Source organism: Marinobacter sp. B-21, from assembly GCF_056857895.1.
Map to the genome: position 1 here is coordinate 1 of NZ_JBSXNZ010000066.1, position 15,055 is coordinate 15,055.

The following is a 15,055-nucleotide window of genomic DNA, read 5'->3' on the forward strand; positions in this document are numbered from 1 at the left end:
AATCGATTGGAGCGGGTGATTTGTCTGCTCGGAGGCGAACTCCGGCCAGTTAATAAGAACAGATCTCATGTTCGGGTTAGATGGACGTTTCGGCTGCAGGATTGGGTGGCAATTTGGAGCGTTTATGAAACATCCGGGCTAGAAACGGCCGCTAGTAAAAGCAGCCCGATTCTTCGCTTTGAACCCACGATCAATATTTCAAATATTTTCAAACCTATATCACCTCTGTGTATCAGGGTACTGAAAGTGCCTCCCTTTCCATTTCACAGAGGAAATTCCAATGTCCGAACAATGTCCTCGATGCCAGTCCACCCGGATTGGCAAGAACAACTACGCCAAGAAAGCCGCTGGCGTAGTGGGCGCGTCTGCCGGCACCTACGGCGGCTATGCCGCTGCCACCGCTGGTGCCAGGGCAGGTGCTGCCTTCGGGATCGTGGCGGGTCCCATGGGTACCACGGTTGGTGGTATCGGTGGTGCGGTGGTGGGCGCGCTGTTGGGCGGCGCTACCGGAGCGTCCGCCGGCGTCATCCTGGGCGACATCCTGGATGAGAGCGTTTTGGACAACCACCGTTGTCTTGATTGCGGCTATTCCTTCAGCAGCGATCCCCACACCCGCAACGAACCCCGCTAACCCCACGAATCCCATAGGAGAATAATCATGGCTCATCTCATCGAGCAAATGGCCTATGTAGGCCAAACCCCCTGGCATGGCCTGGGGAATGAACTGACTTCAAACGAGCCCCTGGAAGTGTGGGCGAAACAGGCCGGTCTGGAGTGGCAGATTGAGGAAAGCCCGGTGCGCTATGTCACCAATAGTTCCGGAAGTTTGGGGCAGATCCTGTCCTACCCGGAGAGCAAAGTACTGTACCGGTCCGATACCAAGGCGCCGCTGTCGGTTGTTGGCAACCGGTTCAAGGTGGTCCAGCCAGAAGAGATCCTGGCGTTCTATCGGGATCTGACCGAGGTATCCGGCTTTGAGCTGGAAACGGCGGGGGTGCTGAAGGGAGGCCGTAAGATGTGGGCGCTGGCCCGCACTGGCCAGTCCGGCGTGCTCAAGGGCAACGACCAAACCAATGCCTACGTGCTGCTGGCCACCGCGTGTGACGGAACGATGGCGACAACTGCGCAGTTCACCAGCATTCGCGTGGTTTGCAACAACACACTCGCCGTTGCCTTGAAGGATTCTACTGCCACGGCGGTCAAGGTGAAGCACAACACTGCATTTGATGCGGAACTGGTGAAGAAGCAGTTGGGCATATCCGTTTCGGCCTGGGATGACTTCATGTACCGGCTGAAGCTCCTGAGCGAGCGGAAAGTGCGGAGCACCGAAGCCAGAAACTACTTCCTCAAGCTGTTCACGGATGAATCCCGGGATGGCGTCGGTAAGACCAACGAGCGCTCTATGGCCAAAGCCTTGGCTTTGTACGAAGGGGAAGGCATGGGCGCAACCCTGGCGTCGTCAGACGGCACCGCCTATGGCTTGATGAACGCCGTTACCGAGTTCATCGACCACCAGCGTCGTGCCAAGACCGTTGACCACCGGCTGGATTCAGCCTGGTTCGGAAACGGCGCTTCTATTAAGAGTCGAGCCTTGGAACAGGCCATGTCCCTCGTGGCTTAACCGGCTTCCCGAAAATCAAAACGCCTCATAAAGCCCACCGGAGCCCCGAGCTCTGGTGGGCTTTTTTTATGTCTGGAGGAAATATCGTGGACATGAACGCAAAGCCAATCGAGAAACAACGACCAGCCTTGCGGTTGGTCTCTACCAAGGGCCTGAGTCGGGACGAATGGCTGAGAGTCCGCAAGCAAGGCATAGGTAGCAGTGACGCAGCCGCAGCGGTTGGCATGAACCCGTACCAGTCGCAGCTCGAACTCTGGATGATCAAGACCGGTCGGGACGGCGGCCTGTCTAAGCCGGATTCCGACGACCCCCGTTCGCCCGTGTACTGGGGCCAAATCCTCGAGCCGATCGTGGCTGATCAGTACAGCCAGCAGACCGGCAGAAAAGTGCGCCGGGTGAATGCCGTGCTTCAGCATCCTGATCCGGGCAAGCACTGGATGTTGGCCAACCTGGACTATTCCGTGGTGTCCGATGAAGAGGTTCAGATTCTCGAATGCAAAACGGCAGGGGAGTTCGGCTCACGCTTGTGGAAAGAGGGTGTGCCGGACTACATCCAGTGCCAGGTTCAACATCAATTGGCTGTCACCGGCAAACAGGCGGCTGATGTCTGCGTTCTGTTGTGTGGCCAGGAGTTGAAAATCTACCGGATTGAGCGGAACGAGGAGCTCATCGAGGCGCTTTACGTGCTGGAGCAACAGTTCTGGGACTTCGTGGAAACGGACACGCCACCGCCAGCAGATGGTACCGATTCAGCCGAGCGGGCGTTACGAAGCCTCTATGCCCGGGACACAGGGCAAACCATCGATCTGACCCCGAGCAAAGATCTGTCGGATGCGTTTGATGAACTACTGGCTGTCAGGGCACAGATGGAAGCGCTGGGCGCTGCCGAGTCTCTCTTGAAGCAGCGCATCCAGTCCCAGATGGGCGAAGCATCCAGGGCGATCTTCCCAAGTGGGTGCGTTACCTGGAAGCGGAGCAAGGATTCCGTTGGTCTGAATGTGAAGAAGCTACTGAACGACCAGCCGGAGCTTCTGGACCGGTACCCGCTTACCAAGCCAGGAAGCCGTCGATTCCTGATTCAAGGATGAATACGCCATTGGCCACGGGGGAGTTCCCCGTGGCCCTTTTCCTTAGGAGAACCAGCATGATTAAAGGTCTAGCCATCACGCCTCCGGTGTTGGGGCGTATAAGTATTGGTCGGGTAGTCGAGAAGAACGGCATCCGGCTGCCACAAAAGGACGACCAGTTCACCATCACCTCTCAGGTTCAGGAGAGGAGCGGATGGAAGCTGCACCCCATGGACGAAGAACTGAGAGAGGACGCACCCAATGGGAAGCTACGGACTATTCCGGTACGGATGCTGTTCAATGACGCCGACCTGAACCTGCGGGCGGAATACACCATGTTCGACCGCAGGAGCGGACGCCCCATGTGCGTAGGTGACGGCGACAGCTGCAAGCGTCTGACGCAGTCAGGAGTGCAGTCTTTGCCGTGCCCGGGGTCAACGCTCTGTGAATTTGGCAAAGGTGGCCTGTGCAAGCCCTATGGCCGCCTGAACGTGAAGCTTGGTGACGATGATGACCTGGGTACTTTCATCTTCCGAACGACCAGCTACAACAGCATCCGCACCCTCGCGGCCCGGCTGAGCTACTACCAGGCAGTCTCTGGTGGTCTGCTGGCGTACATGCCGTTGGAGTTGAAGCTGCGGGGCAAAAGCACGACCCAAAGCCATCGGGCGCCGATCTACTATGTGGATCTGGTTCTCAGAGAGGGTTTGTCTTTGCGGGAGGCTGTGGCAAAAGCAAGGGAGCGAGCAGGTCAGGTCCAGGAGGAGGGGCTTGATCAGGCAGCGCTGGATACGGCGGCTGCGAAGGGATTTGGCAATGCGATGTTCGAGTGTGACGAGGATGAGGTTGCGGAAGTAACTGAAGAGTTTTATCCGCCATTGGACAGTGATACTGACGAAGCGGACCAGGTTAGTATTTCCAAAATCAAGGATAACTTCGCGAGGGCTAAGTCGGCCTCGTAACATAGGTGGATAGGTGAGTAGCCAGGGAGGACCCCTGCTACTCACGGTTAAGCAGGTTGTACATTTTTTGCCTATGACGATGGCTGCTTTTTTTGGATTGGCCCAAGCCCCTTGGGTTTGGCGTTGCCAAATAAATGCTCGTTCCATGTCGGTATGGACCGTCTGAGGTTCATTTAGCACTTGGAATCGCTGCGGGTTGACTGTAGAAAAACAGGTAGTTAGCGGTTAGTCTGTATTGAACAATGATAAGGGATCGCCCTGTGCAGTATTCGAAAGCTCCAAAGTGCGCCGCTAGCGCTTCGCGACTGCTCCTCGACCCATCGTTTTGGTCCTCAATTCACGAACCACTCTATCCTGAAGCAAAAGCTGCGAGTCAGGGTTGTCGGATTTGAGCAGGTCATCCAGGTACTACATAGCTCATCTATAGTGGCGCTGAACGGCTGTGTTCTTTTGTGAAATGACTCGGGTGCCAGGAACGGTCACGACGGGGCCGCCACAGGAGTTGGCAAGCAGGGTAGGTTTGAGGCCGGTAGCTAAAGGCTGGCGATCAGCTTTCCAGCGTTGTTAGTAGTTGATTTGTCAGAAGCTGAGGAAGATTTTCATTTATGGGAAAGATGGGCGCGTGATGAAAGAGGCTAATCCTATTATCTATATCGAATCACGGGAAGCTAACCTTAAGCGGAAGCTTCGTAGACACCTACACAGCATTGGCTTTACCAAGTCCAGTAGCGGTGAGCTCACAATTGAGGGCGAGGGCAAAGAGGTAGTCCGTTCCCTTCACCGTCTGCAGCGCGAGAACCGTCTAAAAGATAACCAAGACTTTATCGCTAGCAAGGCACCTGGATTGCTGCGGTTCTTTGCTTCTGGGCATGACGTAGAACCGCAAAAAATATCACCTGTGATAGAACGTATTTCCTCCGGTACGAAATACGGCGACCTCTTTAGGCTAGCCTCGCTGACTTGGTCCGTACCCGTGTCAAATGGTTTCGGCCGGAGACTTCGCTATCTTGTTTGGGACGAAAACAACGGAAAGCTGATGGGGCTCATCGCGATCGGCGATCCTGTTTTCAACCTCGCCGTCCGGGACAACCTAATTGGCTGGAACTCTAAAGAACGTAGCGAACGACTCGTCAATCTCATGGACGCATATGTCCTAGGCGCTATACCGCCTTACAATGCCTTACTCGGGGGGAAAGTCATAGCCTGCCTTCTGCGTAGCCGTGATCTCTACGATGATTTCGCGAGTGCATATGGTGAGACAAAAGGCATCATCTCTGGGAAAGGCAAGCAAGCTCGACTCCTCTGTGTTACTACGTCCTCATCAATGGGGCGCTCATCCGTTTATAACCGTCTCAAACTCGATGGAGTCCAGTATTTGGAATCCATCGGCTACACCGGTGGGTGGGGGCACTTCCATATACCGGACGATCTTTTCGTCGAACTAAGAGACTATCTGCGCGATAAGAAACATATATATGCTGATCAACATGGCTATGGCCAGGGTCCGAATTGGCGCCTGCGTACCACAAAGGCTGCCTTATCTGCTTTGGGCTTTAAAGAAAACATGCTCCGTCACGGCGTCCAGCGAGAAGTGTTTATCTCACATCTTGCTGATAACGCTGCGACGATCCTGCAAACCGGTCAAGGTGTGCCGGACACAAATTCTCTGTTGTCAGCGAAAGAGGTTGCACAACGCGGAATCGAGCGATGGATGAAGCCGCGTGCATTGCGCCGGCCTGAATACAGTGAGTGGACTGTCGAAAATCTTATCCAGCTGTTTGGCAACCAAGGCCATGCGTTGCGATGTGAGTCTGCCAGCGCCAGGAGTGCGACCAAGAGAGCGTAGTTATAAATGTCTGTTTTCCTTGACCAATGGCAAGAACGAATGGAGCGTCATTTTGAGGCGCTTTCGAAAAGTCGCGCCGCCTCGGGGTTGCCTCTTTTTGCATTAGAGCACGGTCTCGATAATGCAACGACGGAGGAGATCAGTGTGCAGTTGCGGGCACAACTGAACAAAAGGTCGCGCCTCGCCGCTCACTGGTTGCTATGGACAATTTACGCTGCTGAGCGAGGATACACATACGAAGGCGGCGAGTATTGGCAGTCTTTTGAAGAAACTACACCGGGCTGGGATAACCGTGACCGCTACCGAATATCCGCGTGGTTTTCGCGTTTTCAAAAAAACTATAATGGGTTCAAACCGTATGGTACTTGGGCATCACATTTTCGAATTATCGCATGGCCGATTACCCATGCCGTCCTGCCGCGTTACCTTCAGCGTCAGTTCGCGCAAACGCTCTACGTCCTTCGTTTCCAACTTGCTCGGCTAAATACCATTGAGCCGACGGCTATCGGTCGTCTTTTGGCGACCAACGTTTTTGATGCATCCACTCGTTTCGAGCAGTTTCTCCAACAGGAAGAGCTGGTTGGGCGCATTGTGCTGGCTCTTTTGCACCAACAGGAGGTTGAAGAAGGCGAAGAACCGCTCCTGCCTGCTACCCTCGAGCGTATTGTTAGTGACCTTGAGACCATCCGTAACGCCCGTGGCTGGATCAAGGAAACCAGCCGAGTGGTGTCGAGCCGCTTTAAGGGGCTCAGCAAGGGAGGTGAGTTTCGTTCACCGGGCGATTTGCAGGAGCGTGGGGCAGACTCGGAGAAGGAAACGCGCCCCGATATCCGGCCAGATCTTTGGTTGCGCTACAAAGGCAAGGGTGCGTGGGACCTTCAGATCGACATACCGAGTTTTAAGGACATTGCCGCTCTGAACCCTGACGTTCGTCAATTTCTCAAGGAGAGCCGTTGCCTGCTAAATGGCAGTTCCGTGAGAAAACCCGCCGGATGGCTCTTGGCAGGGCGACGTCAAGCCGTTCTCAAGGAATGGCCTGATCCAGCGCGGCCTCTTGTCGACTTCGAAAAGCCGAACGGCACCGTTGCTCACCTTTTGGAAAACGAATGTCGAATGGAAAAAGGGCCATACTGGCTCTTTCGCGTCGGAAGAGATGGTATCGCCAGGGGAATCACCGGTCGTATCGTTCGCCCTGGATATGATTACATCGTGGTTTCAATGAGCCCGGCTGGAGACTTATTGGAGGGTATGGAACCCTGTGCGGTCAATTGCTCTGATATTAATGCAGTTTATTTTAGTGTTCCTCAAGAACTGTCTGACGCGTATGAACAATGGTTGAAAGACAAGGGTTTCGAGCTAGCGCGGACAATTCGCGTATGGCCGACCGGATTTCCTGGACGCCGGTGGGATGGCGAAGGGAAAAGCGAATGGTTGACCACTGAGAGACCGTGCATTGGCATCATTTCTGACCACCATGTCGAGACATATCAGATAAGTCTCAACGGAAAGGAAAGCCTAGTGGTAAACGCAGGCAACCCTGGGAATCCCAATTTTATACAGCTGTCTGAGCTCCCGCCGGGTAGACATTCTCTGACCATTCGAGCGCAACATTCGGGCGTTAAAAATGATCGCTTGCCATCTCATGAAGGATACCTTGAACTTCGCGTGCGGGAGCCTGAACCTTGGATGCCAGGCTCCGCATCACACGCAGGCCTTATCGTATCAGTTGACCCCCATGACGCGGAATTGAATACGTTCTGGGAGAACGAGTGCGCGTTGTCTGTCTTCGGGCCCCCAAGCCGGCGGGTCACGCCTTATGTTGCTCTTCAGAGCGCCGGCGAGGAGGAAACCTTTTACCGTCAAGTGTGTGGTCCGCTTGAGCTCCCGATCACTCCAGTTATATGGGAAAAGCGTTTTCTAGATTTCCTGAAGCGTGAAAAATGTGAGTGGGACTATCTCGAAGCCTCGTCAGGAATGCTCGTCCTCGATGGCGGCGACCTTGGTCGATACGTGATGCGCTTCGAACACGAAGTCCGCCCGCTGCGATGGGTCATTCGCCAAAGTGGTGAGGGGTTGTCAGTTCGGGTCGTCGACGAAACTGGCCAGGAGGGCGTCGAGCCAGAATGCTATTTCTTTGAGATGGAACAACCACGCGACGGCCAACGTTTGGATTTAGGCGAAGCTCTCAAGGGTCGACCCGTAGAGTCCCCCGGGGGACTATTTCTCGCTAAGACCCCAGAATATCGTAGCGCTGTAATTGTCAGTACAGGGCTGACTGGTGGCGGCCTCGGAGGCCTAGGTGTTCACCCCACGCATGGCCACATTTCTCGTGAGCCGCAAGCCATTTGCGAGCTTCTGAAAGAACTCCGCTGTTGGTATACAGCACGTGTCACTGGATATCTTGCCGGTGCCCGGCGCCTTCAGGTGACCAATAGGCTGATGTTAGGTGTCGTAGGCATGATGGCTGGATGGGACTGGTCCCGGACGGAGGAGAAACTAATCAGTGGAGGCGATGTAGCCAACTACATGGATCGTCTCCACACTCTCGCCTTAAAAAAGGGCGGCTTTGCTAGTGCCGTGCGTTTGAAGGCCCCTCAGGTGATCGGCGGTCAGGATGCCCTTTCAGCATGGTATTTTGAACTCTCCAAGCGATTTGCTATTTGTTTCGATGAAGAGCTTTGCCGTTTTGTGATTGATTTGGCGAGTCGCCCGCATTCATTGCCGTCGCTGTATCCGGAGAGTCTCCCAGATCTTGTCCGGCGCGCGCAGTCCTATAAGAACTTGATACGGGGAGCAAGACTTGCTGTGTTCAGCCGAATGACGGCTACCGGCCGGCAACCAACGCTCTTCCCAGAGGCCAATTTATGATCGCTGAGATTCATCCTCAGGACGTCGTCTCCTATTGCCGCGCTGTTCTCGGCATTGAATGTGAAGAGCCAGAGATCAACGATTTATTTCTCACGGCACTTCTTAGGCGAACGGCGGGGATGCTATGCCCGTGCTCACGCACAACACTCCGTAATTCGCTCAACGAAAGCCTTGCCTATTTGCATGATAGACCTGACGAGATCTCTTCACGTATCGAAGAACTAACCGACGATTTGATCGTCGCTGGCGACCTTTTAGAACTTTCTGACGTGACCATAGAAGACAAAGAGGCAAAGGGGACTTGGGTGTTTACATCTCCTCCTGCATTTGTTGAAAGGAAGAGCGGAGGCATGTTTCTTACCGGTATCGTCCCTGACCATGACGGCTTCCTTTCGGAGGAATTGAGCAGACGGGTGGTTCATAACTATGGTACCCGCTTAATCGAACCGGAGCCTTATGAAGACCTTGCAGAGATCCTGATTGCAGAGGGCCTTCACAGACTTCCGGAATCCATCTGGCTGAAATCGCCTAAGCTACAGTCGGCGACCGAATTCTTGGAAAAGACGAGACAGCGCCTCGCGGCCGAACCACTATGCCCACCAGTTGCTGGTCTAGAAGTGATTGATCAAAAGACAAAGCCTACTTATTATCGCGGGCGCTGGGTCGAACCAAGCAACCAGACAGGAACGGTCATCGCGCGTCGGCCCCAGGAATTTGGTGCTCCGACCTGGTGTTTTGCTGAGTTCAATGTCGGCACATTGGTACGGATAATCGACTTACCAGTCGGCACATACCGCTGGCGTGCGTGCGATTTTGCATGGCACCTGCAGATGGCCATTGACCGGGAGAATGAAAAGCCACAACGCTACCGAAGAAGGGACGCGGGCAGCGTCTGCCGTTTTGATTTCTATTCGCCATTACCTCTTTGGTCCGAGCGGCGCCTCATGGTTCTCGGTCGAAGGTGTCCCGGTGACAGGAGTCTTTTCGCATACGAGATTCCGGTAAACGAGTCCGGGCAGGAGGAAGAATTCCTTAGAGAGAACTTGTGGCTCGAGCCCCTTGATGACACGAATGACGGATGGAGCAACTAATGCAAACAATAAAGCAAACGATCGATAACCTGCACGGGGCTCTTAAAGATTACATCGAAGCGACCTACCACATCAGCGCCCCGTCGCTTATCGCGCAGAGGAAAGCGTTGTTGAACCGCGACGGAGTGATCTATCGCATTCCTTACCTAGAGTCGACGCCGAGGTACAAACCCGGTGAGAGATTTGAAGCCATGGACGCATTGCCCGATGCTGCGCTTGAACTTTTCACAAGACTGAGCGCACCGGAAGGCGATCTTCCCAAGCTTGTCTATGATCCGCCTTACATGCACCAAGGCGAGTCGTTGAAAGGCAGTCTCATTGACGGCAAAAACTTAGTCATCATGACCGGCACTGGTTCCGGTAAGACCGAATCGTTTCTTTTTCCGATCCTTGGGAAGCTTGCCAGAGAAGCAAAAGCACAACCTGCTTCCTTCGCTGGAGAACCTGCCATGCGGGCGCTTATCATGTACCCCATGAACGCCCTTGTAAACGACCAATTAGGGCGTTTGCGTGGTTTATTCGGTGACCCGAGACTCGTAGATTCCTTTAAATCATGGTGTGGGCGGCCGCCGCGTTTCGCCCGCTACACTAGTCGGACCCCATATGCTGGGGTCCGCACTAAGGATAAAGACTCTGGGAGGCTTCAGGCTTTCGACGACTTCTACGTTCATATTCTCCGGCTCACAAACAGTGCCGACTCCGGTGAAAGAGTGCAAGCACAGGCCCTTCTTAAAGCCCTGAGAGAAAGAGGTAAATGGCCTGCCAAACCTGATCTTTCGGCCTGGTTTGGACAGAAAGGCACCAAATGGCAGGATCGGAATACAGGTGATTTCGTAAGGGCGATCACGTTACCGGATGATTCAGAACTTTTGACACGCCACGAAGTTCAGATTGCGCCTCCGGATTTGCTCGTCACCAACTACTCGATGCTCGAATACATGCTGATGCGCCCGATCGAGCGGCCAATCTTCGACAAGACACGGGAATGGCTCCGTAATAACCCTGAGGAGACCTTCCTTGTTGTTCTTGACGAGGCCCATCTTTATCGTGGTGCTGCCGGGGCCGAGGTAGGCCTTCTGCTTCGGAGGTTGCGCGACCGGCTCGGCATCTCAGAGGAGCGCCTACAGATCATATGCGCCACAGCGAGCTTTAGTGACCACACTTATGCACCTAAATTCGGCGCTCAACTTACTGGTGTTCCGGCTGACACATTTATCCCAGTGCAGGGAACTCTCGACCTTAAGAAGAACGATGATTTCGGATCTTTGGCCGATGCAAAAGTTCTCTCTGCCGTCGATTTGCACGAGTTCTACGAAGAAGGCTCTGAGGAAGCACGGGCGAGAGCCATTAACCCGCTGCTTGAGTATCGCGGTGTTGTCGAATTTGACTCCACAGAACAGGCACTTTTTGAAGCCCTCCAAGATTTCGGTCCAATGGGCAGGCTGGTAAATGTCACGATGCAGGAAGCGAAACCCATCGCCGAACTCAGTAGTTTCCTTTTTAATGATGACGTTCCAGTACAGCTAGCCGAAGAAGCCTTAACTGTGCTCCTAGCACTCGGCAGCGTTGCCCGGTCGGCCCCTGGATTACCTGGCCTCCTGCCTTGTCGCGTTCACAATTTTTTCCGTGGGCTACCTGGGCTCTGGATTTGTATGGACCCAGATTGCAGCGAAATTTCAGATGATGAACGAGGCGGTATTTGCGGCAAAATGTACTCGCAGCCCTTGGACCAATGCGATTGCGGCGCCCGCGTATTAGAGCTCTTTACGTGTCGGAACTGCGGTACAGCATACGCTCGCGCCTATACAGATGACGTCGACGAACCGCGAGATTTGTGGGCGGAGCCGGGCAAATCACTTCGGATGGCCGACGGAGAATCCACGCCTTTAGAGCCCCTAGACCTCCTTCTGGAGGAGCCCGCGCACGAGGAGTGGGCGGAACCTGCCGACTACGATCTTCAAACGGGCCAGCTCAACACGCATAACACCGGACCGCGCATGCGAACAGTCTACGTCAGGCAGGACAGGTTGATACGCAACAAAGACGATGACGAAGAGCAAGACGATGTGGGGCAGGAACCTCCTGGCAAGTTCGTACCCTGCGCTGTTTGTGGAAAGACTGCTCGTTTTGGGAGAAGTTACGTTCAGGACCACCAGACCAAAGGGGATCAGCCGTTTCAGGCATTGCTGACCAGGCAGATTCAGATTCAGCCTCCGGGACCGCAAGAAGCCACGCGATTTGCTCCTCTGCGCGGTCGAAAGGTTCTTGCCTTTTCCGATTCCCGGCAAGTCGCCGCGAGGCTAGCTCCCAATGTTCAGATGTACTCAGAACGGGACTCTCTCCGACCACTTATCATAGCCGGTTTCAAATGGCTACAGGACCAGGATTCACTGCGGCCTTACCTTAATCTTGACGATCTCTTTCTGGGAGTGCTGCTTGCATCCAAACAACTCAACGTTAGGTTGCGTCCTAAGCTGCACGATCATGAGAGCTTTGAAGCCGAAGAGATAGTTGAAAAGGCATTTGCCAAAGGCGACCACAAGGACCCAGCTAAGCTCCTACAACTTCTTTTGAAACTGCGTTCGAAGAAGCCGCCGGCAGCGCTCCTGAGCAGCATGCTCAAAACGTTATCTGACCGCTTTTACGGCATGGAAACGCTTGCGCTTGCGTCTCTCCAAGAACGAGAGGAAAGCCGAGAGAGCATCACAGCCTTGCCGTCAATTCCGGGCATAGCTGAAACCGATGAAGCAAAACTTTCCTTGGCACGATTTTGGATGCGTTGCTGGACAGGTTTTGGCCTAACGCACTCACCCGGGGTCTGGATCGATGGGAGTACTCCGGAAGGGTACAAGATCCAGTCCAGGAAGCCCAAATCTAAAATAGCGGCGCTGAATAATGTCGTTACGGAAAAAAAAGCTCGAAAGCTATTTTGGGACCATTGGCATCCGACGTTGCTTGAAGAGTTTACGAACTCAAAGGAAGGCAGCAACCGTTATCTGAATGGTAGCGTGCTCACCTTGCAGTTCGACGGCGAATGGGTCCACTGCGCTAGATGCAAATCAGTACATCGACCAATACCTGGCCTTGCCCATTGCCTCGACTGTGGTGACATAGAAGTTAGCTCCCTTGATCCTGATTTCGATCAGGTCTTCCAGGCGCGAAAAGGGTTTTACAGAAAACCCGTCATGGAAGCGCTTGCAGACCCGCCGCGGCAGCCTATGGCGCTCATCGCAGCTGAGCACACAGCTCAGCTTAATGCTCCCCAGAATGAGGACATATTTTCTAAGGCCGAGGAAAACGAACTCTTATTCCAAGACATCGCATTGATAGGCGCCGGTGATGGAGCACGGTCTGCAGCCATCGATATTCTATCCAGCACGACCACGATGGAGGTCGGGATTGATCTCGGCGCTCTTTCAGGAGTAGCACTAAGGAACATGCCGCCGGGCCGGGCCAACTACCAGCAGAGGGCAGGCCGGGCGGGACGCCGGGGCAATGCTGTTGCTACTGTGATTGCATTCGGTAGCGCAGACAGCCACGACGAGCAGTATTTTTCAAGGCCCGACGAGATGATCCGCGGCGCGGTTGTTGATCCAAGGCTGACGCTGAACAACCGGGAGATTGCTCGGCGTCATATTCGCGCTTTTTTGCTTCAGAATTACCACCAGGACCGTCTTCCGGAGATCGACGAAAATCAACCACACGATCTGTTCTCTGTGCTCGGTAGCGTTGATGATTTCCGAAACTCGGGTTCGATTCTCAACCGTGACGACTTCGCAGTTTGGCTCGCTGGGAACGAAACGCGCTTGCGGGAGCGCATTGCGGCCTGGCTCCCTTCCGAGTTGTCCGACACTAACACGGAGGCGCTTCTAGACGGCTTTGTGGATGATTGCATCGGTGCCGTAGATGAAGCTATCGCTTCAGACGATTCGACTAAAGGAGGGGACGAGAACGATGGTGGAGATGAAGAAGCGCCCGAACCTGGGGAAGAGAGGCCCCAACAAAGCTCGCAGCCAAACAAATTGCTCGACAGGTTGCTTTATCGTGGGAAGCTCCCCCGTTATGCTTTTCCAACAGACGTAGCGACTTTTCATGTTTTCGATAGGGACCGGTCTTCACCATACCGCCACATCATGAGGTTTGCACCCTCTCAAGGCCTTCCGGTCGCACTGTCCCAGTATGCGCCGGGTAAACAGGTCTGGATCTCCGGGAAATGCTACACCTCAGGGGCGATCTATTCAGTTATGAAGAATGATCGCGACGAGGCCTGGAAGTCTCGACGGCTCTACATGGATTGCTCTGAATGCGGGTATGCAAAAACATTTGAGCAAGGTGACGTCGCTCGAGGCGATACGGAGGATTGCCCCGCTTGCGGCGAAAGCGAAAGCTTCGGGCCAGCGCATTACTGGCTGCGCCCTCCGGGATTCGCCCATCCCATATTCGAAGAGGAGGTTACATCGCCGGATGAGATTCCCGAGACGAGTTATGCCACCCGCGCCAAGCTCACCATGGATACACCGGACGAGGGCGAGGGGTGGCTGAAGGCCAATGACCATATACGAAGCTTAAGTGTGCGGAAACATTTGCTAGTCTCGAATTCGGGGCCTCAGGATGAAGGTTACACCTATTGTGTTAAATGCGGGTGCATTGAAGCTAGTTCGACCTCGACACCAACCCTTGCTGGCCCACACCGTAAGCCGTTCCCGGAGGCTGACGACAGTCAGACTTGCGAGGGTATAAGTCCGACACGTCACCTTGTTCTGGGTACTGACTTCATCACTGATATCGCACTCTTTTCCATGCGTGTGGAAAAGCCTATCGTACTAAAGCCTGCCCATTCCTCAACACATGTTGCCCTGCGGACGGTAAGTGAAGCACTTGCGAAAGCGGCCGGTCAACTGCTTGAGATAGAACCTGGCGAACTGATGGCAGAATTCCGTCCGGCTCCTACACCAGCCGGTAAGTCGGGAAAGGAAATTGAAATCTTTCTCTATGACACTCTTCCCGGTGGCGCTGGGTTTGCGACACAAATTGCAAGTCGCGGTAGCGAACTGTTTCAGCGAGCATTAGATTTACTTAAAAACTGTCCGGAGGGCTGCGACGCGTCGTGCTACCGTTGTCTTAGGAGCTTCCAGAACAAGCTTGAGCATCGCCTCCTTGACCGACATGTCGGGGTCGAGTTGTTGGAGTACCTCTTGACTGGCCAGCATCACGGCTTTAATCCACAACGGCTTGAGAGTTCGACAGAATTGCTGCTAAACGACCTACAGCGCCGATGTGATAGCTCTGTTAGCTTTATAGCTGGAGCAACCGTGACCTACGGTAAGGGTAAGAGTATCAATGTTCCCATTCTTGCCGAGAGGGATGGTAAGAAGTTTGTCATTGCGCTTTCCGGACCCCTGACTAGCGGCCATCCAGCCGACGCCAACGTAGCTGATCTGCGTGAAAATTCCACCGACTACTTCGTAATCGCCCCCCCAAATGAACTCGAAGTGCGCGGCAATCTTCCTGCAGTCAGTCGGAAGATCCTCGAGCAGTTGCGGAATTGAAGGCGTGGATGATTCCGTTCGGTTAGATGTCGATAAAGCACAGCGCAAATC

Annotated in this window: 8 protein-coding genes; all 8 read left to right on the forward strand. The window is 54.1% G+C overall.

What is annotated here, in order from left to right:
* The first annotated feature begins 280 nt into the window (after window positions 1-280).
* The 8 genes from AC13C0_RS08225 to AC13C0_RS08260 all read left to right on the forward strand — a co-directional run bounded on the left by AC13C0_RS08225 (window position 281) and on the right by AC13C0_RS08260 (window position 15,004).
* Window positions 281-631: a hypothetical protein gene (locus AC13C0_RS08225; protein WP_482954247.1), complete on the forward strand. Its 351-nt coding sequence runs from the start codon at window positions 281-283 to the stop codon at window positions 629-631.
* A gap of 27 nt (window positions 632-658) precedes the next feature.
* Window positions 659-1,621 carry a DUF932 domain-containing protein gene (locus AC13C0_RS08230; protein ID WP_482954248.1) on the forward strand — a complete coding sequence of 321 codons (963 nt, stop codon included), beginning with the start codon at window positions 659-661 and terminating at the stop codon, window positions 1,619-1,621.
* Between the two features lie 92 nt (window positions 1,622-1,713).
* Entirely contained in the window at window positions 1,714-2,709 is a 996-nt protein-coding gene (locus AC13C0_RS08235) for a YqaJ viral recombinase family nuclease (RefSeq protein ID WP_482954249.1), read from the forward strand.
* A gap of 56 nt (window positions 2,710-2,765) precedes the next feature.
* Window positions 2,766-3,650: a recombination directionality factor gene (locus AC13C0_RS08240; protein ID WP_482954250.1), complete on the forward strand. Its 885-nt coding sequence runs from the start codon at window positions 2,766-2,768 to the stop codon at window positions 3,648-3,650.
* A gap of 625 nt (window positions 3,651-4,275) precedes the next feature.
* Complete coding sequence (locus AC13C0_RS08245; protein WP_482954251.1) at window positions 4,276-5,496, forward strand: Druantia anti-phage system protein DruA; 1,221 nt, start codon at window positions 4,276-4,278, stop codon at window positions 5,494-5,496.
* Between the two features lie 6 nt (window positions 5,497-5,502).
* The gene (locus AC13C0_RS08250) at window positions 5,503-8,364 is read left to right on the forward strand and encodes a hypothetical protein (protein WP_482954252.1); all 2,862 of its coding nucleotides are present in this window, start codon (window positions 5,503-5,505) and stop codon (window positions 8,362-8,364) included.
* Window positions 8,361-9,455: a hypothetical protein gene (locus AC13C0_RS08255; protein ID WP_482954253.1), complete on the forward strand. Its 1,095-nt coding sequence runs from the start codon at window positions 8,361-8,363 to the stop codon at window positions 9,453-9,455. Before AC13C0_RS08250 ends, AC13C0_RS08255 begins: the two co-directional genes overlap by 4 nt.
* Window positions 9,455-15,004: a DEAD/DEAH box helicase gene (locus AC13C0_RS08260; protein ID WP_482954254.1), complete on the forward strand. Its 5,550-nt coding sequence runs from the start codon at window positions 9,455-9,457 to the stop codon at window positions 15,002-15,004. Before AC13C0_RS08255 ends, AC13C0_RS08260 begins: the two co-directional genes overlap by 1 nt.
* Window positions 15,005-15,055 lie beyond the last annotated feature (51 nt).